Source organism: Lonsdalea quercina, assembly GCF_900107885.1.
GTDB classification, from domain to species: domain Bacteria; phylum Pseudomonadota; class Gammaproteobacteria; order Enterobacterales; family Enterobacteriaceae; genus Lonsdalea; species Lonsdalea quercina.
In genome coordinates this window covers 110,859-133,511 of sequence record NZ_FNQS01000001.1, presented here as the reverse complement: position 1 = coordinate 133,511, position 22,653 = coordinate 110,859, and the positions used below count along the sequence as shown (strand labels likewise).

The window sequence follows — 22,653 nt, the reverse complement described above, 5'->3', positions numbered from 1 at the left end:
TTTTTCATGCTGTCCGTATAAAGAGGTTGGTATGGATCTGAAAAGACTAAAGTATTTTTGCAAGGTGGTAGAGGAGGGCTCCATCAGCCAGGCCGCCCGGCAGCTGAATATGGCGCAGCCCCCGTTGAGCAAACGCATTCACGAACTGGAAGCGGAATTAAATGTTTCCCTTTTTGTACGGACGGCAAAAAGAATCGAACCCACGGAAGCGGGCTATTATCTTTATAAAAAAGCCTGCGAGATATTTCGTCTGATTAATGACACCTCGCATGAGACGATTTCAATCGCCAATAAAGAAAATAAAGTATTAAAGATTGGGCTTTCGCATTTATTTCAATGTTATTTCAAACCGCTGTTTCTGGAATTACACCGACGTCATCCCGACGTGATATTAAATATTTCCGTTTCGGATTCCAGTCATCTTGAACAGTCGCTTAACGATGGGCTGATCGATATTGCGCTGATTCAAAAGCCTTATCATCGCAAAGGCTTCGACTGTCTGGCATTCAACCCGGTGAGGCTAGTGGCGGTCGTCAACCAGGCGTTGCTGCCGGAAAAACCGGCAGGGCCTTTTCCTTATCTGGATGTGGGACGCTGGCCGCTGTTGCTATTACATCGGGCGCGCGATCCCGGCACCTATGAGAGCCTGCTCGATCATTTTCGCAAAGGCGGCGTCGATCCGGACGTCATCATGCATGTGACTCAGCCCGGCGTCATTATGGACTGGTTGGAGTCCGGTCTGGAGGCCGCGACGCTGCTGCCCTCGTCGGAAGCCGATGGCGACCGGCTACAGCACTGTCACGTCATCGACGTCTTCCCTTCGCCGCAGGTCTTTTTCCCCGCGATGGTCAAGATGTCCGCGACGCCCTATATGCAGGAACTGCTGGAGATTATTCAGGGTGGCTATCCGTTCACGCACAGCGAGCCGCCGGGCGAGGAAACCGGTTAGGAGGGGAGCGCCGACGCCGTATCACCGACGTCGGCGGGAAATCAGACCAGATAACGGCGGAACCAGGTAAGGGTTCTCTCCCAGGCCAGATCAGCCGCCGCCTTGTCGTAACGCGGCGTGGAGTCGTTATGGAAACCATGATTGACGCCGGGATAGATGTAGCCCGCATAGGTTTTGTTATTTGCCTTGAGCGCCTCTTCATAGGCTGGCCAGCCCTCGTTGATGCGCGTATCCAGCTCGGCGTAGTGGATCAGCAGCGGCGCCTTGATACGAGGGACGTCCTCCACTTTCGGCTGACGACCGTAGAAAGGGACGGCCGCGGCCAGCTCCGGATAAGCTACGGCGGCGGCATTGGCCACGCCTCCCCCGTAGCAAAAGCCGGTGATCCCGACCTTGCCGGTCGTGCGCTCGTCCTGTAGCAGGAATTCGACGGCGGCGAAGAAGTCGTTCATCAGCTTGGTCGGGTCGACCTGTTGCTGTAGCTCGCGTCCTTTATCGTCGTTGCCGGGATAGCCGCCGACGGAGCTAAGTCCATCCGGCGCCAGCGCGATAAAGCCCGCCTTGGCGACGCGGCGCGCGACATCTTCGATGTACGGGTTCAGTCCCCGGTTTTCATGAGCGACCACCACCGCCGGCAGCTTGCCTTTCGCTCCCGCCGGCACCACCAGATAGGCGCGTACGCTGCCGTGGCCGTTGGGCGATGGGTAGGTGATGTAGGAGGGGACGATCGTCGGGTCGGTGAACTCCACCTGCTGGGCCAGCGCATAGTTGGGACTCATTAAACCGAGCAACGCCACCGCCGTCAGGCCGCCGACGGCATATTTCGCGGCTTTTTCGAGGAACTGACGCTTGGTGATTTTGCCATGCGCATAATAATCATAGAGTTCAAGCAACTCCGGGGGAAAATCTTTTGCGGTAAGACGGGTCATTCGCGCGCTCCTTTTGTCCTTATTTTGACCTTTAATTTAACAGAAGGTTAACGGATGTCGAGCATACCCACAGCGGGCAATCGGTGGGTGAGATCGGCCTGAGATTCCGTGACCTGCGGGGCTGTCAGCCGCGGCGGCGCGTGGCGGACCTCGGTTAACAAGGTGTAAAGATTTGCAAAGCTTTTTCACCACACGGCAGCGCCTGTCTTGCGCGCGCCAGGCCGCTCTGCGCGATACCTGGCCGATTGCTTGTAGAGGGCTTTTGTATAGACTAAATCCGCAGTTATACCTTTTTATCCGGGGATGTGATGTATGATCAAAATGATTGCAGTTGATATGGACGGTACGTTTCTCAACAACGATAAGCAGTTCAATAAAAACCGATTTTTCAAACAGTACGCACAGCTGAAACAGGAAGGCATTCAGTTCGTGGTCGCCAGTGGTAATCAGTACTATCAGCTCCTCTCTTTCTTTCCAGACATCAGTCATGAGATCGCTTTTGTGGCGGAAAACGGCGCCTATGTCGTCACTGCCGGGGAGCCGATCTTTTGCGGCGAGCTTGCCCCTGCGGATGTGCGCAAGGTGATTGAGGTGCTGTCCGCCATCCCCTACATCCAGTTTGTGGTGTGCGGTAAAGACAGCGCCTATGTTTACGCGTCGTCCACCGACGACTTCCTCCAGCTGATTGCCAAACACTATTACCGCATCGAGCAGCGCGAGGATTTTGACGGGCTGACGGACACGATCTTCAAATTCTCGCTGAGCGTACCCGACGACCAGATACCGGCCCTGATGGCGCATATCGGCCATGCGCTCGACGGCATTGTCAAACCGGTGTCCAGCGGATTCGGCTTTGTCGATCTGATCATCCCCGGCGTGCACAAGGCTCACGGGATCGCGCTGCTACAGAAACGGTGGCGGATCGGCAATGACGAGGTGGTGGCGATAGGCGACAGCGGCAACGATGAAGAAATGCTCAGGCAGGCGGGCTTCGGCGTGGCGATGGCGAATGCTCAGCCAAAAATCCGTGAAATGGCGAAATATCATACCGAAAGCAACGAGCAGGAAGGAGCGCTTAACGTCATCGATCGGGTCTTAACCCGCAGCGCGCCGTTCGATCTGCGGTAATCAGCCCCGGCGAGTCAGGCGTCTGTTTTTGTCATGCCGCAACCGCCTTTACGCATCGTGTTTTTGGCTGTGCGGCGTGGTGATCCGCGACGCGATAAACGCCAGTTTGAACGGGGACTTATCGACCCACGACTTGAGTTCCGGGTCCTGCGTACAGGCTGCGATCGCTTATTTATCCGCGAAGTGTCCTTTTGGCCCTTCTTGCGCCTAAACGATTTTGGCGACGGGCAGTTCATTCCAGCGCGTCGTATAGGCGGGCGACAGCATCTCTCTTTTCATCTGCCATGTCGGGGAGATGCCCTGACCGGCGAACCAGACTTTGCCCGTTCCGGCGTGATTAATTTTATCGATCACGTTCATCAGCGCCGTGCTGTTGGGCCGGGGCGGATTGTCATCGAAGAGATGCAGCTGGGTGCGGTGCGGTGGTGAAAAATCGTTGAGCATGACGCCGGCTTTCATGTAGCGCGGCCCTTCCTTCCAGATTCTCTCCAGACCGCGCACGGCGGCGGCCATGATATCCCGCGTATCTTGCGTGCCCGACAGCAGCTGTTCGCTGGCGCTGTTGGCGTAATAAATTTCATTGTGCGCGTGGGGCGACGAACGGATGAAGATAGCGACCTGCCGGCAGAGCTGCTTCTCTGCGCGCAGCTTTTCCGCAGCGCGTTCCGCGTAGCGGCAGACGGCCTGATGCATATCCTCCAACCGGGTGATTCGAACGCCGAAAGAGCGGCTGCAGACGATCTGCTCCTTCGTCGGCGTTTCCTCCTCGAATTCGATACAGGGCTCACCGCGCAATTCGCGGACGGTGCGTTCCAGCACCACGCTGAAGTGTTTGCGGATAAACGACGTCGGCGCGCGCGCCAGATCGAGAGCGGTGGTAATACCCAGCGAGTGCAGTCTGCGCGTCGTTCGTCTGCCGACGCCCCAGACATCTTCGACGGGGGTGAGCGACATGAGTTTTTGCAGCCGTATCGGGTGCGTGAGCGCGACGATGCCGCCGGTCGCCGGATAGCGCTTGGCCGCGTGGTTGCACAGCTTGGCCAGCGTTTTGGTTTTCGCCATTCCCACGCCGACGGTCAGGCCCGTAGCGGCATAAACCGCCTCTCTGACCTGCCGGCCGAACTGTTCAAACGACAGGGTGACATCAATGCCCGTGATGTCCATCCACGCTTCATCGATGCTGTAGACCTCGACGCGCGGCGCCAGCGCTTCCAGCGTGGTCATGACTCTGGCGCTGAGATCGGCGTAGAGCGCATAGTTTGAAGTGAAGACGGACACCTGCTGATCTTGCAGCCACTGCCGCATCTTAAAATAGGGCATCGCCATCGGAATCCCCAGCCGCTTGGCTTCCGCGTTACGCGCGATCACGCAGCCGTCGTTATTGGACAGCACCACCACCGGCTTGCCCTTCAGGTCAGGACGAAACACGGTTTCACAGGAGGCGTAAAACGAATTGACGTCGGCCAGCGCAAACATCATTACCTCTGCAAACTATGGATGATGTGCGCCACCACGCCGAAGATTTCCAGCGCGTTGGGGTCGGGATAGATCGGAGCATAGGCTGGGTTCATGGGTAGCAGCGCCAGCCGGGGTTTCAGCGCCAGCGTCTTTACCGTGAACTCACCGTCGATCGCCGCGATGATCACATCGCCATGAGAGGCCTTGAGCGATCGGTCGACGACCAGCAGATCGCCGTCGTGGATGCCGACATCAACCATAGATTCGCCGCTGGCGCGCACAAAATAGGTTGCGCTGGGGTGTTTGATCAGGAGTTCGTTCAAATCCAGCGACTTTTCGACGTAGTCCTGTGCCGGAGAAGGAAAGCCTGCTGCGCAATGGTCGCTGAATAAAGGAAGAACGATTTTAGGGGAATCCAACCGCGGAAGGAGCAAACGGTATGAATGCATGAAAGCCTCTTTAACTGGTTTTTTATACAGTATAATCATACCTCACGCGGCTTGTGTAGATATTCCTTTTTCTTTAATCGACGTCGAGCTGATGCTGTGCTGATTTAAAAAGATTTTTTATTTCGATGGCGGACGAAGAGTCAGGGATATAGTCACCGTCGGTGTATTCACCAATAGGTTATATGATCCTGCTAAGTGGATAGCGGAGCGGCGGCGTTATTTTATTGTCACCCTATGAGTGCGATAAATAAGTCTGTTCATGGCTTTTTAATCAAACGGCGGCGATCGCTGGCGATGAAAAAGACCAGTGTGCTTATTTTATTTGTAATAGAGTCATGATGATATCGCCTTTTTAGGGTGTTGCAGACGGGGTGTTTTACGGTGACATATCGTGGCTTTTGCCGCTAATTGACGGCATTTTTCGTCATTATTTTATTTTTTTCTTTGGGTTTTACCGGCATCCTCAATAAAGGAATCAAGGCCAGATCGTTAATTGATTTGCCGCTTTAACATGAGCCTCCTATGTATTATGGAATAAGACTATGTAGCATTATTAACTATTGCATCAGGTTGATTGTTTCATCTGTGAATTTATGGGTGATTAAAAAGGTCTTTTTATTCCTATTTCCCTTCTTAAATAAAAAACGGCATCCTCCCTTTCAAGCTTGATACCGATCAGTTCGCTTGATTTAAGACGCAAGAAATTAAGGGGCAACGGATGTCATGAGTATTTTATGAGGGAGTGAAATATCGCAGACGTATTATTCGTTTCCTCGCGTTACGTCATTGAACCTCCTACTGATAAATGGAACAATCCCGCGCACCAAGGCAGGCGTACGCCGCTAAATAGAGGAAAAGGTATGCGAAAAAGACATTGGATGGCGTTGATTCTGGGATTGTTTATGACGACGGCGGTGTGTACCGCCACGGAGGCTCCGCGTCCGCCGGTCGGCGACAATGTGGTGGCCTATAGCGGTGAGCAGGGCGTAAAGGTCTGGACGTTACGTTATGGCGAACGTACCGCCAATCAGGCGCTAGTGCAGATCGATGGCATCGATCACGACTGGAAATTGCGTATCCAGAAAATGGACGTTGAGAAAACCAGCAAAGATACGCGTTACTCGACGCAGGTCGACGGAAAAAAATTCGTCGTGCTGATTGTTCGCCGCGGTTATGGGGAGCTGTATCTGCCGGACGAGACGCAGGAAATCAGGGTCGGTTATGACGATGCGCTGTCACAGTCCGGCAACGCGCAGTACTTCCTGACGGATTATCTGCAGCAGGGCGCGGCACAGTAATCTCTGAACGGCGCTACCGGCGGACCTGAGGTAGCGCCATCGTTGTTTTTCCTTCCCTTTGCCTTCTTGACGGCGTTCCCGTCTGACGAGAAGCCATAGCGGCAGAGCGCTACTGCCCGGCCTGCATAATTTTCGGCAAGTTCAGCTCAATCCAATCCGCTAATTGAATCACGCGCTCGTAGACCTCGCGGCCGAGCGGCGTGAGCGAGTACTCCGTATGCGGCGGAACGACGGGCAGCATGTTACGGCGCACGAATCCATCCCGCTCAAACATCTGTAGCGTCTGGGCCAGCATCTTTTCGCTAATCCCGCTAATTTTCCTGCGCAGCTCGCTGAAACGCAGCGTGTCCTCATCCAGGGCGATCAGCACCAGAATGCCCCAGCGGCTGGCAATATGTTGCAGTACATCCCGCGAAGGGCAGTTGGCGTCCAGCAATTTTCCGTAGCGAATGTCTTCATGATCGGGGCCGAATTCAGGGTTTCTTTGGGGGCGCATCACGTTTCCTGCTAAAAATTTCAAGCTTACCAAAAGGTAAGTACTTACTAAAAGAGAGTGCGTCTATTATAGTCCTCCTTGTCTACGAAGTGCATGTCTATTCTATGGTGTGTAGGCATGGCGGGAGTCCCGCGTGCCGACACCTTAAACGGAGGTCATTATGATTGCAGTAACCGGTGCAACAGGTCAGTTAGGTCGTCTTGTCATTGAAGCATTGCTGAAAAAAGTCCCGGCGGATCAGATTGTCGCCGCGGTTCGCAACCCATCGAAAGCGCAGGACCTGGCCGATCGCGGCGTGCTTGTGCGTCAGGCGGATTACAATCAGCCCGCCACGCTCGCCACGGCATTTCAGGGCGTAGACAAACTGCTGCTGATCTCCTCCAGTGAAGTGGGCCAGCGCACTGCTCAGCATCGTGCGGTGATTGACGCCGCCAAAGTCGCGGAAGTTGGACTGATCGCCTATACCAGCCTGCTGCGTGCGGATACTTCGCCGCTGATGCTGGGTGAAGAACACCGCCAGACGGAAGCGGCACTGAAGGCCTCCGGCGTGCCTTTCGTCCTGCTGCGCAACGGCTGGTATACCGAAAACTACGCCGCCAGCATTGTCCCGGCTTTGGCGCATGACGCCTACATCGGCTCGGCAGGAGAAGGACGCATCGCATCGGCGACGCGTGCGGATTACGCTCAGGCGGCGGCGGTCGTGTTGCTGAACGACGATCAGGCGGGAAAAGTCTATGAACTGGCAGGCGACGACAGCTATACGCTGACGGAGTTTGCGGCGGAAATTTCAAGGCAGTCTGGAAAAACGATAGGTTATGTCAATCTGCCGGTCGCCGAGTTTGCGAATGCGCTCAAGGGCGCAGGCTTACCGGACGGTCTGGCCGATGTGCTGGCCGACTCCGACGCGGGCGCCGCCACAGGCGCGCTGTTTGATGACAGTAAAACGCTGAGCCGCCTGCTGGGACGCCCGACGGTATCCTATCAAAAAGTGATCGCCGACACGCTGGCGTCGCTGTAATACCAACGACCCCGCCTTCTGGTGGAGAAGCGCGGGGTCGCATCTATTATCACGGCACTCGCCGCGGCGCATGACCTCCATCAACCCCCTTTCGTCACCGCTTCTTCATCAAATTAATGACTGGATGTGAGTACGCACATAAAAATACCGTACGGTTCGCATAAAACCGAGGGGGGGCTTGGCGTTTTTCGCTAACGCCCAAGGGCGTGGGGATCGAACAGGAATGGCGGGAAACGATAATAGCTGACTGAATTGATTAGATAAAAATGACACTCTCAGGACGAGATGGGCATGTCAGCAGGCGCTGTCCGGTAAAAGAGTGATCTGAGTCATGAAAATAGGGTAGACGCAGCCGTAATATAAAAACCTATATAACGATATAAATCAAAAGGATAAAAAATGCTTTCAAGCGCCGAATCCTGCCCGCAATGAGTATTGTGCTTCCTTCAGTTCACATCCTTAATCCAACCGCTATCGACAACCAACCGGCCAGCTCACGCGGCCGCTAGTGACGAGCGCGCTCTCCAGCGGCCAGACCCCTATCGTGAACAGCCTTGTGCTGCTGGTGCGTGGATGCGCGGGGAGCGCCCCGGCTTCAGTCTTCGTTTGCGGTGCCGCGCAGGGTAGGCGAGAAGGCTGACGCAACATCTGTGGAATTGCGCTGTCTCATAGCCAGCTCACGTTATCCTGAGTCCATCAGTGTTGGATATGCATTGAAGCATCACGGATGGGCTGGACCTAGAGGCGAGTCAATGCTCTCCCCCCGTTGAACAACGGATATTGCGCAGTAATCTGCACCGTGTTGATGCGCCTGAGTGTGGTCTTCGTCGCGAGAAAACGTCGAGGGCGACGCAGTCAGCGGAGCTGAAAATAAATAAATCGGATATCTCATCGTTATTGAGTTGGAGAGGGCATCTATCCCTCGGCTACGACAAGACCTTTATCATGGAAAAGAAAGATGACGGATAAACAGCGCGAAGTGCTTCCTGAAACCTACCGGGCATGGACCTGGCATGACGGCACCGATCCCCGCGATCTGAGACTCGAACACATTCCCTTGCCGCCGCTGGCGGCCGATCAGGTGCTGGTGCGCAACATCGTGATTGGCTTGAATCCCGTGGACTGGAAGGTGCTGGGCGTGGAGAGACTCGGTTGGCAGCCGGGGAAAGTGCCGGGCGTCGACGGCGCGGGCGTTGTGGTGGCGGTCGGCGAGGACGTCTCCGACCGCTGGCTGGGGCAACGTGTCGCCTATCATCAGAATTTGCAGTCTCCCGGCAGCTTTGCCGAGTACGCGCCCGTCGATATGCGCGCGCTGCTGCGCCTGCCTCAATCATTGGATTTCGCCATTGCCGCCAGCGTTCCTTGTCCGGCGCTCACCGCGTGGCTGGCGTTGGATAAACTGCCGCCGCAGGCGGGGCAGCGGGTATTGATTAGCGGTGCGGGCGGTGCCGTCGGGCTCTATCTGGTGCAGCTGGCCGCCGCCTATGGATTCAACGTGACCGCCATGAGCCATTCCCGCCACTGGGAACGGCTGCGGACGCTGGGCGCGAAGGATTGCGTCGCGAGCGAGCTGGCCGACGATCCCGACTGGATGAGCGAGAACGCCGGCTTCTTTGCCGTCATCGACAGCGTCAGCGCCGACCACGCCGAGCGATTGTCCCCGTTGCTGCGAGCGAACGGTCATCTGGTCTGTATTCAGGACCGCGTGGCGAACTGGCCTTGCGCCCCGTTTGGGCGGGCGATCTCCCTGCATGAAGTGGCGCTGGGCGCGCTGCATCAGTTCGGAGATGAAGCCGCGTGGGCACGGTTGACGGCGGCGGGCGAGCTGCTGTTGATCGATCTGGCGGAAGAGCGGCTGCAAGCAGAGTCTCGGGTGGTCCGCGATTTCTCCGAACTGCCGCTGCTGCTGGACGAACTGCGCCACCGCTCATTTTCCGGCAAGCCGCTGGTGCGGGTGTGATCCAGTACTGAGGAAAAGACAGACCCAGTCAGCCATTGTGTTGAGTTCAGTGAATAGCGACGGCATGACTGATTGCCCTAAGCGTCAGCAACAATCGCTGACGCCGAATCCCCTAAATCACGCGCTTTTACGTCACAAGTGGGGTAAAGCGTCGTTCAGCGCCGAGTCAGGCGTCGAGTGCTTCTATACCGATAAAGCCGTATTCAGAGGTCAACGGCTGCCAGCTTATTCACTATCAGCGACGAATGGTTGTCGCTAGGGAAAATCTCAGCTCACTACGGTTGAGGAACGAAGAGAGCAGTGGCGCTCAAGATTGATACATTAATGATGTCTGCTTTGTGCCAGGAGCGGATGTTGTCATCTCATGTAATATCGATAGTGGACTGACTCCACCCTGGCAGACAATCCTGCCCTATTAGTTGGACTCTAAGGGGTCTGTTAAACCCGTGGCGATTAAAATACAGGCAGAACAGAGTACTTAACTTTACCGTGATGGACAGGCTTACCGAGCGTTCATTGTGGATCTCATTGCCCTGGCCATTCTGAATCTGGTCAGGGCCTTGCTACAGTAACCATCAATACTAACAACTAGCGTTATTTTCCATCCGGCCTAGCAACTGTTTCCCCTTAGCAGATACGCGATACCGGGGTCTCTGTGGATTATCGTTATGGACAACATCAACCATCCCTTGATTCACAAGGCTGGTTACGATGTTCGCAACATTGCCAAATCCGGGGATATTCTTCATAGCAAGAGAGCGATCCAGTATCATCCAAGACCAATCAATGTCTTTTTCTGACATGACTTTTAAAACGTTAAATTCAGTATTAGTTATCGTCATTTCGTCGCATCCGGGTGAAATAAATCACTATCTTTGAGCTTAAAATCTTCTAACGTTGCCGTATGGGCATTGTTCCATAAATCATAGCCTGCAACACCATCGGGTTCACCAGTCTCCCAGCCCAAATTACAGTAACGCTGATATTCTCTACACTCGTGAGTATAATAATTCAAGTCTACCTGTTCAGGAAGAATTTCACCCTTGGCGATGCTTTTCAGTCTACCTATCATGACGTCATTGGCTGGGTCATGATCGAAACGAGAGACATGTTTCTCCACGGTCGCGATCCCTTCGTTAGTTATATTGACGCCATCAGTTGTCAGGTTTTCTATTGGTCCTCCAGCTAGCTCAGGATCAAACGGTCTTCCTGATGCAACACCTCTGGCGCCAAAATGCTCAAGCTCTTCTAATTCTGGGAATCGCATTTTCCCCATTGTTAAGCCTGCAACAATAGACGTGCCGGCAATGAGTACTCCTTTGTTATCCATGACCTGATCGTACCCAGCAGGCGCATCGCCCCCAAGTTGTTCTGCGGTTTTCTTGAAGCCCTCCATGTTGCCATTCAAGATCCCCCCTGCAGCCAGTAGCCTACCGGCCGCTTTACTGTTGATCGTTTTCCCTGCCTGACCATGTTGAACAGGTTCTGCCGGCCTGTTGTAGTAAACTGGGCGTTTTACCTGATGTGATATTAGGTAACTGAGCCGGGAGTGTAAGAATAAGGGCAGGTCATCGCGTAATTTTCCGGAAGACGTCAACACACTGGGGAGTGGCTGACCAAACATGCGTTTCCGTAATAGAACGACTTTTCCTAATTTGATATCAGCCAGTACGTCGCGGTACGCCATTGCCGGCTGCTGATAATGGAACAGGTAATATTGACTGACAAACAGGCTATAGCCTGATGGCAGATCCCATTCCATGATGATTCTATTTGGCTGAACGGTATCGGCGAGTTTGCTCTCTGCGGACTTAGGATGAAGTATTTCGGGTATGTCCTCAAGATAAAGACCATTCAACGATTTTGCCTGATAGTGCTGAAGCATAACGTCCCTATTAAGATGTTGATATCAGCACCATTATCATCCATCGCAGAGTATGACCAATACCGCGCATAGTTAAGTATGCGCAATATCACAGATGATGTTGACCGTACATTCATTGTTTAGGTTTAATGAGCATCGGTCAGCGAGGATTTCATATTATTTTTTTGAACCAAGGTAGAGTATGTAACCCCAAATAAAAAATGCTAACACTGACCCGATCCCCGTTGATTAGTACACCCCGATGTTAGCCATGTCTTCATAAGCCACATGAGGACATCCCTGACCTGCTCCCTGTTGATTCACACAGAATGCTGTTAGCAATGTCCGCTCTTCGCTCACAGCGGACTCATCCCCCCAACAGCCCATCGCCAAATCAAAAGAACCCAATCCCCAAACACGCCTTTAATTAATACTTTCAGTCGTTGACGAATATTCGCCAACATTGATTTCTGCCGTCGCCAACGTTGCTGATGAGAAGATCAAGGCTGACCTGGCGTCATCCCATCCGCCCGCAACAGCGAGGCTCATCAGGGAGACTCGCCGGTTTTCTCGTTCCAGCGAACCGACTGGCGCGCAGCGCTCCACGAGTTAAAATAAATGTAAAAGTTTCGATCGATTGAGAAAAACATCGGTTATGGTGTGGGTAAATCACCGTTTAAAGGATGTCGTCATGCAGAACCAAGGGCGTTTTTCGAATGTGCAAATTGCATTGCACTGGGCCGTCTTTCTCCTTCTTATCGTTACCTATGCCACCGTCGAGCTGCGGGGACTGGCGCCGAGAGGGACGTTAACGCGTCAACTGGTGATGGCGACGCACTTCAGCTGTGGCGTCACCGTGCTGGCGCTGATGGTGGCGCGCATTTACTATCGCATCAAATACGCCTCTCCGCCGATTGTCCCGCCAGCGCCCAAGTGGCAGCACTTTCTGGCGAACCTGACGCACATTCTGATTTACGCGCTGTTTGTCGCGCTGCCGGTGCTGGCCGTCAGCTCACGCTATTTGCGTGGACAGGACTGGGCGCTGTTCGGCATCGGTATGCCGGTCGCGGCCACGCCGAATCCCGATCTGGCGGTGTCGTTGATTCAGCTGCACGAAACGCTGGCGCCTCTCGGCTACTGGCTGATCGGGCTGCATGCGGCCGCCGCGCTGTTCCACTACTACTTCATGCGTGATAACACGATGCTGCGCATGATGCCCTCGAAGAAAGATCGCACCTCCGCCTAATCTCCTCCCAGGCGGCTGATATAACGAATGCAATGAAAACCGTTTATTCAGCCGCCGATAGGACTATCCTCTATTTATGCATGGCAAAATGAGGATGTGGGCCGATGGAATTCAAAGATTATTATGCCTTGCTGGGGGTTGATCCCTCAGACGATATCAAGGCCATCAAGGCAGCGTATCGAAAGCTGGCGCGGAAATATCATCCCGACGTCAGCACCGAGCCGGATGCGGCGGAAAAGTTCAAGAGCGTGGCGGAAGCCTACGAAGTCCTTAAAGACAGTGAACGCCGCGCGGAATACGATCAAATCAGACTGCACCGTCACGATCCTCACTTCAACGATTCGCCCTTTTCTCAATCTCAATCTCGCTCCGCAGGCGGCCAGGAATGGCACAACAGCGGCGACTTCTCCGACTTCTTCGAATCTGTTTTCGGTCATCAGGCACAGTCGCGCTCCGCCGGTCGGGCGTCTCATGGGCAGCGGGGGCAGGATGTCGAAATGGAGCTGCCGCTGTTCCTGGAAGAAACGCTGAAAGAGCAGAGCCGCACCATCTCCTATCAGTTGCCGGTTCACGACGCGTTCGGTCGCGTGGTGGATGAGGTCACGAAAAAACTGAACGTGAAAATTCCGGCGGGGGTGGGCGACGGCGAGCGTATTCGCCTCAAACATCAGGGTGTGGCAGGGGTTAACGGCGGGGCGAACGGCGATCTCTACCTGATTATTCGGCTGGCGCCGCATCCGCTGTTCGATATCGACGGTCAGAATCTGCAAATCGTCGTCCCGCTGGCGCCCTGGGAAGCGGCGTTGGGCGCGAACATCGAAATGCCGACGCTATCGGGGCGCATCACCCTGACCGTCCCGGCAGGCAGTCAGACCGGCCAGCGCCTGCGCATCAAAGGAAAAGGACTGGTTAGTAAAAAAGGCGCGGGCGACCTCTATGCCGTGCTGAAAGTTGTGATGCCGCCAAAACCGGATGAATCCACGGCAGCGATCTGGAGATCGCTGGCTGAAAAGGCGGCCTTTAATCCTCGGACAGTATGGGAGTAATGCTATGGATGATATCGACGTCACCTTCACCGTGATTGAGGTATGCCAGATCGTTGGCCTCTCCAGAGATGAACTCAGCGAAGTAGTTGCGCTGGGGGTTATCGCACCTCAGGAAGAGAGCAGCATGCAGTGGCGCTTTGATGCCTATGCGCTGAGCCAACTGCGGCGAGCGCGACGTTTGCGCTACGAGCTGGATATTGACTGGCCGGGCATTGCCATGACGCTGACGCTGCTGGATAAAATGGAGCGCCTCAATCAGGAGAATCAGCGGCTGCGCCGACAGCTGGAGCGCTTTGTTCCCAGCCATTAAGGCTTCTCAACACAGGCTGCGCGTAGCGCGACAGAACGCGCGGCCCTGTCTGACCAAACGGTTCGTTCTCCCGATGTTTATCCCACTCATTTCCGGCCTGACGCTGGCGCGATCCGGCGATGCCGATGCTTTGCGGGGGCATTCTCACGCCCTATATCCCTCTCGACTATTGCGTTCATCGACAAGTGTTGTCAGTCCCATCTCACAATAAGGTGGCTCGCCTCAATTTGGTGCAACTCATGTTCTGACATGGTGCATGGCGGATGGCAAGATCGCTTTTCATGCTCGCTATCAGTGCAACCGAGAGAAGGGAATTAGGCGTCAAATCAAAAAAATTTCTTTTCTCTTTTTTTGAATAAATTTTCCGCCAATCGGGGATTTTACGAAGAATTCTTTTTGACTTTACGTTTGAATTCAAGATGAATGCATAATTATGCATTTGTAATGCGTTGTTTTTAAGAAAAAAATTACGCTTATGCATCATTTATTCATTTCTGGCACGATGCCTGCTCTACCTTCTGTCATTAATATCTTTTTCGCGCCGATCTCAGGCGATAATCATCGCGCTGCGGGATAGATAACTATTCATTTAATTGAAATATAATGATTTTTTCAATTGTTTTTTGCCAAATTCTGGTAATGAGAAAGCGTGTCTCTTTGTCATTATTTTGTCTTTAACGTTCTTTGAGATCGAAACGGTTGATGAGAGCAAATGTCGGCGAGCGGCCGACCGAGATGGGGCCACTATGAAACATTCAGCAAAAATAACGCGTCAGCATTTTGATGAACGTATGGTGCCGGTGTATTCCCCCGCCGGGTTCATTCTGGATAGAGGGGAAGGCTCGCGCCTGTGGGACAACCAGGGCAAAGAGTATGTCGATTTTGCCGGCGGCATTGCCGTCAATGCGTTGGGGCACTGTCACCCGGTCGCGGTAGCAGCGCTGACGCAGCAGGCGTCGAAACTGTGGCACATCGGCAATGGCTATACCCATGAGCCGGTGTTGCAACTGGCCGGTCAGCTCATCGACGCGACGTTCGCCGACAAAGTGTTCTTTTGCAACTCCGGCGCGGAAGCCAACGAGGCGGCATTAAAGCTGGCGCGCAAATATGCGCACGACCAAGGTACGCCGGATAAAAACCGCATCATCGCCTTCAACAACGCCTTCCACGGCCGCACGCTGTTTACCGTCAGCGCGGGCGGACAGCCTAAATATTCGAAAGATTTCGCGCCGTTGCCGGGCGCGATAGAACATCTGCCTTTCAACGATCTGGCGGCGGCGGAAGCGGGTATCGATGCACAGACTTGCGCGGTCATCGTCGAGCCGATCCAAGGCGAAGGCGGCATTATCCCGGCGGATCCGGCCTTTCTACGCGGTCTGCGCGAACTGTGCGATCGCCACGGCGCGCTGCTGATTTTCGACGAAGTGCAGACCGGCGTCGGCCGTACCGGTTCGCTGTACGCCTACATGCTGTATGAAGTCGTGCCGGACGTGCTGACCACCGCCAAAGCGCTGGGCGGCGGTTTCCCGATTGCCGCGATGCTGACTACCGATGCGCTGGCCGCCACGCTGTCCGTGGGTACGCACGGAACGACCTACGGCGGTAACCCGCTGGCGACGGCGGTAGCGAGTGCGGTGTTCAGCACCATCAATACGCCGGATGTGTTGGAAGGCGTCCAGCGTCGCCATGCCATTTTCGTTGAACGTCTGCGCCAGATTGACGCCCGGCACGGCATTTTCGCCGACATTCGCGGACGCGGCCTGCTGCTGGGGTGCCAGCTCAACGCCGACTACGCGGGCAAAGCCAAAGCGCTGACCCAACTGGCGGCGGAAGAGGGGCTGATTGCGTTGATCGCCGGTCCGGACGTGGTGCGTTTCGCCCCGTCACTGGTCATTCCGGAACCTGATATTGAGGAAGGGTTACAGCGCTTTGAGCGCGCGATTGCACGTTTTCAGGAATGAATACGGCGCAAGGAGAGAGAACGAGAGGCTGATATGACCATGATGATGATTCGCCCCGTCGCGCATCGCGACCTGCCTGACCTGATGGCGCTGGCGCAGAAGTCCGGCGTCGGGCTGACCACGCTGCCGCATAACGAAGCGATCTTATCCGCCCGCATTTCGCGGGCGCAGAAAACCTGGCAGGGCGAGCTGCCGAAAAGCGAGCAGGGATATCTGTTTGTGCTGGAAGACGTTTCCTGCGGCCGGGTGGTCGGCGTCAGCGCGCTGGAAGTCGCGGTCGGGCTGACCGAGCCCTGGTACAACTTTCGCCTCGGCACGCTGGTCCACGCGTCCAAAGCGTTGAACGTCTACAAGGCGATGCCAACGCTGTCACTGAGCCACGACCATACCGGCTGCAGCGAGCTGTGCACGCTCTTTCTTGACCCGGACTACCGTCACAGCCAGAACGGCAAACTGCTGTCCAAAATGCGCTTCCTGTTTATGGCCGCCTTCCGCGAACACTTTTCCGAGCGGGTGATCGCCGAAATGCGCGGTTACTCCGATGAGAACGGCCGCTCGCCGTTCTGGGAGGGCGTCGGCAGCCACTTTTTCTCGATTGATTTTGCGCAGGCCGACTATCTCAGCGGCATCGGTCAAAAAGAGTTCATCGCCGAGCTGATGCCGAAACATCCGCTGTACGTAGACTTTCTGGATAAAGCCGCCCGCGACGCCATCGGCCGCGTGCATCCGCATACCGCGCCGGCGCGCCGACTCTTGGAGGCCGAAGGGCTGAGCTATCGCGGCTATGTCGACATTTTTGACGGCGGGTCGACGCTCGAAGCGAATATCGACGATCTGCGGGCGGTGAAAGACAGCCAGTTAAAAGCCGTGGAGGTCGACGATCGCGCGGCGGACAGCAACGCGACGGTGTGTCTGGTGGCTAACGATAACTACCGTCACTACCGCGCCATGCGGGTGCTGGCCGATCTGTCTCAGGACACGCTGACGCTGGATGCCGCAACGGCCGATGCCCTCTGTCTTAAACATGGCGAAGTGGCCCGCGTCATACCGCTTAACGTTGAGGAGAAACACTGATGTCGCATCCTGCTCTGTATATCAACGGCGCCTGGCGTGAAGGGCGCGGGGCGTTATTCGAGAAAACCGATCCGCTGGATCGTCAGCCGCTATGGCAGGGCGCGGCCGCCGATGCGGCGGATGTCGACGACGCCTGCGCGGCGGCACGGGCGGCCTTTCCGGCGTGGGCCTGTTTGTCGCTGGCGCAGCGGACCGAGGTCGTCCAGCGTTTCGCTCAGTTGCTGGAGGCGCATAAACCGCAGCTGGCGGCGGTTATTAGCCGCGAGACCAGCAAGCCGCGCTGGGAAACGCTGACTGAAGTTCAGTCGATGGTCGGTAAAGTCGCTATCTCGCTGCGCGCCTATGAACAGCGTACGGGCGAAAGCGTGACCCCGATGGCGGACGGCGCTGCGTCGTTACGCCATCGTCCGCACGGCGTGCTGGCGGTATTCGGTCCTTATAACTTCCCCGGCCACTTGCCGAACGGACATATCGTCCCGGCGCTGTTGGCGGGCAACTGCGTGGTGTTCAAGCCCAGCGAGCTGACCCCGCAGACGGCGGAAGAGACGGTGAAACTGTGGCACGAGGCCGGTCTGCCGGCGGGCGTTCTGAATCTGGTGCAGGGCGGCCGCGCCACCGGCGAAGCGCTGGCCGGGCACGCACAAACGGACGGACTGCTGTTCACGGGCAGCGCCCACACCGGCTATCTCCTGCATCGTCAGTTGGCGGGGCAGCCCGAGAAAATCATTGCGTTGGAAATGGGCGGCAACAACGCGCTGATTGTGGAGGATTTTGCAGATCGTGATGCGGCGGTCAATCTCGCCATCCAGTCCGCCTTTGTCTCCGCTGGACAGCGCTGTACCTGCGCGCGTCGTCTGCTGGTCAAACGCGGAGCCGAGGGCGACGCGTTCCTGCGACGGCTGATCAGCGTCGCACGGTCGTTGCGTGTCGGACGCTGGGATGCGGAGCCGCAGCCGTTTATGGGCGGCGTCATTTCTGCGGCGGCGGCCGATGCCCTGATGACAGCGCAACAAACTTTGCTAGCCGCAGGAGGGAAAGCGCTGCTGCCGATGACGCGCCCGGAAACGAACAACGCGCTGCTGACGCCGGGCGTTCTGGATATCACCGAGGCGACCGACCTGCCGGATGAAGAGCTGTTCGGACCGCTGGTCTGCGTTATTCGCTACGATGATTTCGACGAGGCCCTGCGTATCGCCAATGCGACGCGTTACGGGCTGGCGACGGGCCTGGTGTCGACGCAACGCGCGTTGTTCGACCGTCTTCTGCTGGAAGCGCGCGCGGGCATCGTCAACTGGAACAAACCGCTGACCGGCGCCTCCAGCGCGGCCCCGTTCGGCGGCGTCGGCGCATCCGGCAACCACCGCGCCAGTGCGTTTTACGCCGCAGACTACTGCGCGTGGCCGATGGCCTCGCTGGAAAGCGAAACGCTGTCTTTGCCCACGGCACTATCGCCGGGCATCTCGTTTGACGAGTCGGATGCCTAGTCGGCCGCTCCGCTCCCCGCGCGTCACGAGCGGGGACGGGACCGCACCCTCACTGTCTGTTTTCCGGAGTCAACATGCGTGGATATGAAATCAATTTCGATGGGTTGGTGGGGCTGACGCACCACTATGCGGGGCTGTCATTCGGCAACGAGGCCTCGACGCAGCATCAAAATAGCCTCTCCAATCCGAAGCTGGCGGCGAAGCAGGGGCTGCTGAAGATGAAAACGCTGGCGGATCTCGGCTATCCCCAGGCGGTATTGCCGCCGCAGGAGCGCCCGCACGTTCCGACGTTGCGCCGCCTCGGCTTTAGCGGCAGCGACGAAAACGTGCTGGCGCAGGCCATGCGTGAAGCGCCGCGTCTGCTCTCCTCGCTCAGCTCCGCGTCCTCCATGTGGACGGCGAACGCCGCCACGGTATCGCCCTCGGCGGACAGCGCGGACGGCCGTGTCCACTTCACCGCCGCCAACCTGAACAACAAGTTCCACCGGGCGATTGAAGCGCCGACAACGTCCGCCCTCCTGCGGGCCATTTTTCGCGACGAGTCATACTTCGTGCACCACGAGGCGCTGCCTCAGGTGGCGCTGCTGGGCGACGAGGGCGCGGCCAACCACAACCGCTTGGGCGGCGACTATGCCCGCCGCGGCGTGCAGGTGTTCGTCTATGGACAGCATCACTCTGGTACGGAGGCGGGACCGCAGCGCTATCCGGCGCGTCAGACGCGCGAAGCCAGCGAGGCGATTGCACGTCTGCATCAGCTTGACCCGGCGTACACGGTGTTCGTACAGCAGAACCCGGCGGTCATCGACCAAGGGGTGTTCCACAATGACGTGATCGCCGTCAGTAACCAGCAGGTGCTGTTCCATCATCAGCACGCGTTTCTGCATCAGGCGCAGGCGCTGGACGAGATCCGCCGCAAGATGGCGCGCATCGAACAGGAGCTAGTGTCGATCGAAGTGCCGGAAAACCGGGTGTCAGTGGAAGATGCGGTGACGACCTACCTGTTCAACAGCCAGATCCTGACCCGTGAAAACGGCCGCATGACGATAGTGGTGCCGGAAGAGACGCGCGGCCACCGCGGCGTGTGGAACTATCTGAGCGAAATGGCGGCCTCTGGCGGCCCGATCGACGATATCCAGGTGTTCGACCTGCGCGAAAGCATGCGTAACGGCGGCGGTCCGGCGTGCCTGCGGTTGCGCGTGGCGCTGAACGACGAGGAGCGTCAGGCGGTCAATCCGCAGGTGATGATGACCGATGCGCTGTTTGACACGCTGAATCAGTGGGTTGACCGGTACTATCGCGACCGGTTGAGCGCGGGCGATCTGGCCGACCCGCAGCTGCTGCGGGAAGGGCGCGAAGCGCTGGACGCGTTGACGTCGATCCTCGGCCTGGGCGCCGTCTACGAATTCCAACGGTAAGGAGCGCGGCGTATGAACGAATTTTTAGCGTGGACGCTGCGCGGCGAGTCGCCGCCGACAACCGCAGGCGAGACGCCCGGACTGCGCTGGCGTTGGCGGGACGAAGGCGTGCTTGAGCTGACGCCGCGCGCGGGCTATCGCCGGGCGGTGGTGCTCTCGGCGGGCGTGCATGGCAACGAGACGGCGCCGATGGAACTGCTCGATGCACTGGTGGGCGATCTGCTGGCGGGGCGCGTGGATCTGGGCGTGCGGCTGCTGGCGGTCCTGGGCAATCCGGCGGCGATACGGGCGGGGAAACGCTATCTACACAGCGACATGAATCGCATGTTCGGCGGGCGTCATAGGCAGTTCGCGCCGGGGGAAGACACGGCCCGCGCGCGCCGTCTGGAGCCGCTGCTGGCTGCCTTCTTCGAGGCGGATGCGCCGGAACGCGGCATAGAACGACATCATTACGATCTGCATACGGCTATCCGGGAGTCGCTGCTGCCGCGTTTCGGAGTGTTGCCTTACCAGCCGCGGCCATACAGCGCGGCGCTGCTGGCGGCGCTGGCGGGGGCGGAGCTGGACGCGCTGGTGGTGCACAGCGAGCCGGGCGGCACCTTCAGCCACTTCAGCAGCGAACATTTTCAGGCGGAGAGCTGCACGCTGGAGCTGGGGAAAGCGCGGCCGTTCGGCCAGAACGATCTTGGGCGGTTTTCGGCGATCGATTGCGTGCTGCGCGCACTGGTGAGCGCAGCGGACGTTCCGTCACGCGAAGGTGCGCCGCTGCGCGTGTTCGGCGTGGATCGTTCGCTGATTAAGCGCAGCGATGACTTTCAGCTGTTTCTGGCGGACGACACGCCGAATTTCACCCGTTGTGATCACGGCACGCTGCTATGTGAGCAGGCGGGTGACAGCGATCGGGTCAAACATCATCACGAATGGATTTTGTTTCCTAATCCGAACGTGGCGCTGGGCCTGCGGGCGGGACTGGTCCTGACCGAACGCGAGTGGGACAGCCTGACGGCTCCGTCCTGACCACAGTCCGTCCTTACGCTGTGCTGCGCGCCGCTTGAATCGACGGCGGGGAGATCGTTGAGGGTCGATAGATCCCTGTCGTTCAAGCGCCTTGTGTGCGGCAACAGCCAGACATCCAATAACAGAGAGAGGACGACGAATGTTGCAGGGATACAATAAATTGATCTTCGAAGGCACGCTGGTGACGATAGAGCTGGCGCTGAGTTCGGTGCTGTTGGCCGTGATCATCGGCCTCCTTGGCGCGAGCGGCAAGCTCTCGCGCATCCGTCCGCTCGCTGCGGCGCTCAACGCCTACACTACGCTGATTCGCGGCGTGCCGGATTTGGTGCTGATGCTGCTGATTTTCTACGGGCTGCAAATCACGCTCAACCAGGTGACGGAGTCTCTGGGGATGAGTCAGATCGACATCGACCCGCTTTCGGCGGGCGTGATCACGCTGGCCTTTATCTACGGCGCGTATTTCACCGAGACGTTTCGCGGCGCTTTTATGGCCGTTCCGCGCGGGCAGATTGAGGCGGCGCAGGCCTATGGCTTCAGCGGAATGCAGGTGTTCCGTCGGGTGCTGTTCCCCGCCATGATGCGTTTCGCCCTGCCCAGCATTGGCAACAACTGGATGATCATTCTGAAAGCGACGGCGCTGGTGTCCATTCTGGGGCTGCACGATGTGGTCAAAGCGACCCAGCTGGCCGGTAAAGGCACCTGGCAGCCATTCTTCTATACCCTGATGGCGGGGGCGATCTATCTGCTGCTGACCACCGTCTCCAACGGCGTCTTGCTATGGCTGGAGCGACGCTACTCTCTGGGCGTGAAGAGGGCCGAACTATGATCGAGATCCTGCAACAGTATTGGCAACCGCTGCTGTGGTCTGACGGCTATCGCATCACCGGTCTGGCGATCACGCTGTGGCTGCTGATTGTCTCCGTGCTATTGGGCGGATTACTGGCGCTGCCGCTGGCGATGGCCCGGGTTTCCTCGTCGCGCTGGCTGAGTTTTCCCGCCTGGCTCTACAGCTATATCTTTCGCGGCACGCCGCTCTATGTGCAGCTGTTGGTGATCTACACCGGCATGTACAGTCTGGAAGCGGTACGCGGCACCGAGGTGCTCAACGCTTTTTTCCGCAGTGGGATGAACTGCACGATTTTGGCGCTGGTGCTGAATACCTGTGCGTACAGTTCGGAAATTTTCGCCGGCGGGATCCGCGCGGTGCCGCACGGCGAGGTGGAGGCGGCAAAGGCCTATGGCTTTTCGCGCGCCAAAATGTATCGCTGCATCATCCTGCCGTCGGCGCTGCGTATCGCGCTGCCGGCCTACGGCAACGAAGTGATTCTGATGCTGCACTCCACCGCGCTGGCGTTTACCGCCACGGTGCCGGATCTGCTGAAAGTGGCGCGTGATATCAACGCCGCCACCTATCAGCCTTTCTATGCTTTCGGCCTTGCCGCCGTGCTCTACCTGGTCGTTTCCTACGGCCTGATTCGCCTGTTCCGCACAGCGGAAAAACGCTGGCTGATCCATCTGAAACCCTAATCATCCGCGCTGGATAGCAGGAGA

At 57.0% G+C, this 22,653-nt stretch carries 21 protein-coding genes; 15 read left to right on the top strand and 6 right to left on the bottom strand.

Going from position 1 to position 22,653, the window contains the following annotated elements; translation table 11 throughout:
* Positions 1-31 precede the first annotated feature (31 nt).
* Complete coding sequence (locus BLU64_RS00630) at positions 32-949, top strand: LysR family transcriptional regulator (protein ID WP_026743094.1); 918 nt, start codon at positions 32-34, stop codon at positions 947-949.
* Between the two features lie 41 nt (positions 950-990).
* On the opposite strand, the gene yghX is transcribed toward BLU64_RS00630, so the two are convergent.
* Positions 991-1,878: a YghX family hydrolase gene (gene yghX, locus BLU64_RS00625; RefSeq protein WP_026743093.1), complete on the bottom strand. Its 888-nt coding sequence runs from the start codon at positions 1,876-1,878 to the stop codon at positions 991-993.
* A 312-nt stretch (positions 1,879-2,190) separates the two neighbouring features.
* On the opposite strand from yghX, the gene BLU64_RS00620 reads away from it, so the two are divergent.
* Positions 2,191-3,006, top strand: coding sequence for a Cof-type HAD-IIB family hydrolase (locus tag BLU64_RS00620; protein WP_026743092.1), 816 nt, complete (start codon positions 2,191-2,193; stop codon positions 3,004-3,006).
* 207 nt (positions 3,007-3,213) lie between these two features.
* Here the strand turns inward: BLU64_RS00620 and umuC are convergent, their stop codons facing one another.
* Together umuC and umuD are read right to left on the bottom strand one after the other, a co-directional pair.
* A complete protein-coding gene (gene umuC, locus BLU64_RS00615; protein WP_026743091.1) occupies positions 3,214-4,482 on the bottom strand; it encodes a translesion error-prone DNA polymerase V subunit UmuC in 1,269 nt (422 codons plus the stop codon).
* A 2-nt stretch (positions 4,483-4,484) separates the two neighbouring features.
* On the bottom strand, positions 4,485-4,913 hold the full coding sequence (gene umuD, locus BLU64_RS00610; protein ID WP_051625545.1) for a translesion error-prone DNA polymerase V autoproteolytic subunit: 429 nt from the start codon (positions 4,911-4,913) through the stop codon (positions 4,485-4,487).
* An 860-nt stretch (positions 4,914-5,773) separates the two neighbouring features.
* Between umuD and BLU64_RS00605 the strand changes: the two genes are divergently transcribed.
* Positions 5,774-6,211: a hypothetical protein gene (locus BLU64_RS00605; RefSeq protein WP_036153077.1), complete on the top strand. Its 438-nt coding sequence runs from the start codon at positions 5,774-5,776 to the stop codon at positions 6,209-6,211.
* 109 nt (positions 6,212-6,320) lie between these two features.
* Here BLU64_RS00605 and BLU64_RS00600 read toward each other — a convergent pair whose 3' ends face one another.
* The gene (locus BLU64_RS00600; RefSeq protein WP_051625536.1) at positions 6,321-6,707 is read right to left on the bottom strand and encodes a winged helix-turn-helix transcriptional regulator; all 387 of its coding nucleotides are present in this window, start codon (positions 6,705-6,707) and stop codon (positions 6,321-6,323) included.
* Positions 6,708-6,867: 160 nt separating this feature from the next.
* On the opposite strand from BLU64_RS00600, the gene BLU64_RS00595 reads away from it, so the two are divergent.
* Positions 6,868-7,725: an SDR family oxidoreductase gene (locus BLU64_RS00595; RefSeq protein ID WP_026743087.1), complete on the top strand. Its 858-nt coding sequence runs from the start codon at positions 6,868-6,870 to the stop codon at positions 7,723-7,725.
* A gap of 958 nt (positions 7,726-8,683) precedes the next feature.
* Positions 8,684-9,685, top strand: coding sequence for a zinc-binding dehydrogenase (locus tag BLU64_RS00590; RefSeq protein ID WP_036153074.1), 1,002 nt, complete (start codon positions 8,684-8,686; stop codon positions 9,683-9,685).
* 581 nt (positions 9,686-10,266) lie between these two features.
* Here BLU64_RS00590 and BLU64_RS17535 read toward each other — a convergent pair.
* Together BLU64_RS17535 and BLU64_RS00580 are read right to left on the bottom strand one after the other, a co-directional pair.
* The gene (locus BLU64_RS17535; RefSeq protein WP_026743085.1) at positions 10,267-10,527 is read right to left on the bottom strand and encodes a hypothetical protein; all 261 of its coding nucleotides are present in this window, start codon (positions 10,525-10,527) and stop codon (positions 10,267-10,269) included.
* Positions 10,524-11,570, bottom strand: a complete 1,047-nt coding sequence (locus BLU64_RS00580) for a hypothetical protein (RefSeq protein ID WP_026743084.1) — start codon at positions 11,568-11,570, stop codon at positions 10,524-10,526. The genes BLU64_RS17535 and BLU64_RS00580 overlap by 4 nt, the downstream gene beginning before the upstream one ends.
* Before the next feature lie 670 nt (positions 11,571-12,240).
* Between BLU64_RS00580 and cybB the strand changes: the two genes are divergently transcribed.
* The 10 genes from cybB (at position 12,241) to BLU64_RS00525 (ending at position 22,629) form a co-directional block, all read left to right on the top strand.
* Positions 12,241-12,795: a cytochrome b561 gene (cybB, locus tag BLU64_RS00575; RefSeq protein ID WP_074727654.1), complete on the top strand. Its 555-nt coding sequence runs from the start codon at positions 12,241-12,243 to the stop codon at positions 12,793-12,795.
* 104 nt (positions 12,796-12,899) lie between these two features.
* Positions 12,900-13,841 (top strand): curved DNA-binding protein, encoded by a 942-nt coding sequence (cbpA, locus tag BLU64_RS00570; RefSeq protein WP_074727652.1) that lies wholly within the window; start codon positions 12,900-12,902, stop codon positions 13,839-13,841.
* A gap of 4 nt (positions 13,842-13,845) precedes the next feature.
* Positions 13,846-14,151 (top strand): chaperone modulator CbpM, encoded by a 306-nt coding sequence (locus BLU64_RS00565; RefSeq protein ID WP_026743081.1) that lies wholly within the window; start codon positions 13,846-13,848, stop codon positions 14,149-14,151.
* Positions 14,152-14,897: 746 nt separating this feature from the next.
* Positions 14,898-16,112 carry a bifunctional succinylornithine transaminase/acetylornithine transaminase gene (locus tag BLU64_RS00555; RefSeq protein ID WP_026743079.1) on the top strand — a complete coding sequence of 405 codons (1,215 nt, stop codon included), beginning with the start codon at positions 14,898-14,900 and terminating at the stop codon, positions 16,110-16,112.
* Positions 16,113-16,151: 39 nt separating this feature from the next.
* On the top strand, positions 16,152-17,186 hold the full coding sequence (gene astA, locus BLU64_RS00550) for an arginine N-succinyltransferase (RefSeq protein ID WP_026743078.1): 1,035 nt from the start codon (positions 16,152-16,154) through the stop codon (positions 17,184-17,186).
* On the top strand, positions 17,186-18,670 hold the full coding sequence (gene astD / locus BLU64_RS00545; protein ID WP_074727650.1) for a succinylglutamate-semialdehyde dehydrogenase: 1,485 nt from the start codon (positions 17,186-17,188) through the stop codon (positions 18,668-18,670). Before astA ends, astD begins: the two co-directional genes overlap by 1 nt.
* 74 nt (positions 18,671-18,744) lie before the next feature.
* Positions 18,745-20,085, top strand: coding sequence for an N-succinylarginine dihydrolase (gene astB, locus BLU64_RS00540; RefSeq protein WP_074727648.1), 1,341 nt, complete (start codon positions 18,745-18,747; stop codon positions 20,083-20,085).
* 12 nt (positions 20,086-20,097) lie between these two features.
* Positions 20,098-21,102: a succinylglutamate desuccinylase gene (astE, locus tag BLU64_RS00535; RefSeq protein WP_026743075.1), complete on the top strand. Its 1,005-nt coding sequence runs from the start codon at positions 20,098-20,100 to the stop codon at positions 21,100-21,102.
* A gap of 139 nt (positions 21,103-21,241) precedes the next feature.
* Positions 21,242-21,928, top strand: a complete 687-nt coding sequence (hisQ, locus tag BLU64_RS00530; protein WP_074727646.1) for a histidine ABC transporter permease HisQ — start codon at positions 21,242-21,244, stop codon at positions 21,926-21,928.
* The gene (locus tag BLU64_RS00525) at positions 21,925-22,629 is read left to right on the top strand and encodes an ABC transporter permease (RefSeq protein ID WP_026743073.1); all 705 of its coding nucleotides are present in this window, start codon (positions 21,925-21,927) and stop codon (positions 22,627-22,629) included. Before hisQ ends, BLU64_RS00525 begins: the two co-directional genes overlap by 4 nt.
* Positions 22,630-22,653: the final 24 nt, after the last annotated feature.

Excerpts from the sequence above, each read along its gene's own strand:
- astA (WP_026743078.1), top strand. The coding sequence starts at position 16,152 with ATGATGATGATTCGCCCCGTCGCGCATCGCGACCTGCCTGACCTGATG.
- umuC (WP_026743091.1), bottom strand. The coding sequence starts at position 4,482 with ATGTTTGCGCTGGCCGACGTCAATTCGTTTTACGCCTCCTGTGAAACC.
- astE (WP_026743075.1), top strand. The coding sequence starts at position 20,098 with ATGAACGAATTTTTAGCGTGGACGCTGCGCGGCGAGTCGCCGCCGACA.
- BLU64_RS00630 (WP_026743094.1), top strand. The coding sequence starts at position 32 with ATGGATCTGAAAAGACTAAAGTATTTTTGCAAGGTGGTAGAGGAGGGC.
- astD (WP_074727650.1), top strand. The coding sequence starts at position 17,186 with ATGTCGCATCCTGCTCTGTATATCAACGGCGCCTGGCGTGAAGGGCGC.
- BLU64_RS00595 (WP_026743087.1), top strand. The coding sequence starts at position 6,868 with ATGATTGCAGTAACCGGTGCAACAGGTCAGTTAGGTCGTCTTGTCATT.
- cybB (WP_074727654.1), top strand. The coding sequence starts at position 12,241 with ATGCAGAACCAAGGGCGTTTTTCGAATGTGCAAATTGCATTGCACTGG.
- cbpA (WP_074727652.1), top strand. The coding sequence starts at position 12,900 with ATGGAATTCAAAGATTATTATGCCTTGCTGGGGGTTGATCCCTCAGAC.
- BLU64_RS00605 (WP_036153077.1), top strand. The coding sequence starts at position 5,774 with ATGCGAAAAAGACATTGGATGGCGTTGATTCTGGGATTGTTTATGACG.
- BLU64_RS00525 (WP_026743073.1), top strand. The coding sequence starts at position 21,925 with ATGATCGAGATCCTGCAACAGTATTGGCAACCGCTGCTGTGGTCTGAC.
- astB (WP_074727648.1), top strand. The coding sequence starts at position 18,745 with ATGCGTGGATATGAAATCAATTTCGATGGGTTGGTGGGGCTGACGCAC.
- BLU64_RS00580 (WP_026743084.1), bottom strand. The coding sequence starts at position 11,570 with ATGCTTCAGCACTATCAGGCAAAATCGTTGAATGGTCTTTATCTTGAG.
- BLU64_RS00620 (WP_026743092.1), top strand. The coding sequence starts at position 2,191 with ATGATCAAAATGATTGCAGTTGATATGGACGGTACGTTTCTCAACAAC.
- yghX (WP_026743093.1), bottom strand. The coding sequence starts at position 1,878 with ATGACCCGTCTTACCGCAAAAGATTTTCCCCCGGAGTTGCTTGAACTC.
- umuD (WP_051625545.1), bottom strand. The coding sequence starts at position 4,913 with ATGCATTCATACCGTTTGCTCCTTCCGCGGTTGGATTCCCCTAAAATC.
- BLU64_RS17535 (WP_026743085.1), bottom strand. The coding sequence starts at position 10,527 with ATGACGATAACTAATACTGAATTTAACGTTTTAAAAGTCATGTCAGAA.
- BLU64_RS00590 (WP_036153074.1), top strand. The coding sequence starts at position 8,684 with ATGACGGATAAACAGCGCGAAGTGCTTCCTGAAACCTACCGGGCATGG.
- hisQ (WP_074727646.1), top strand. The coding sequence starts at position 21,242 with ATGTTGCAGGGATACAATAAATTGATCTTCGAAGGCACGCTGGTGACG.
- BLU64_RS00600 (WP_051625536.1), bottom strand. The coding sequence starts at position 6,707 with ATGCGCCCCCAAAGAAACCCTGAATTCGGCCCCGATCATGAAGACATT.
- BLU64_RS00565 (WP_026743081.1), top strand. The coding sequence starts at position 13,846 with ATGGATGATATCGACGTCACCTTCACCGTGATTGAGGTATGCCAGATC.
- BLU64_RS00555 (WP_026743079.1), top strand. The coding sequence starts at position 14,898 with ATGAAACATTCAGCAAAAATAACGCGTCAGCATTTTGATGAACGTATG.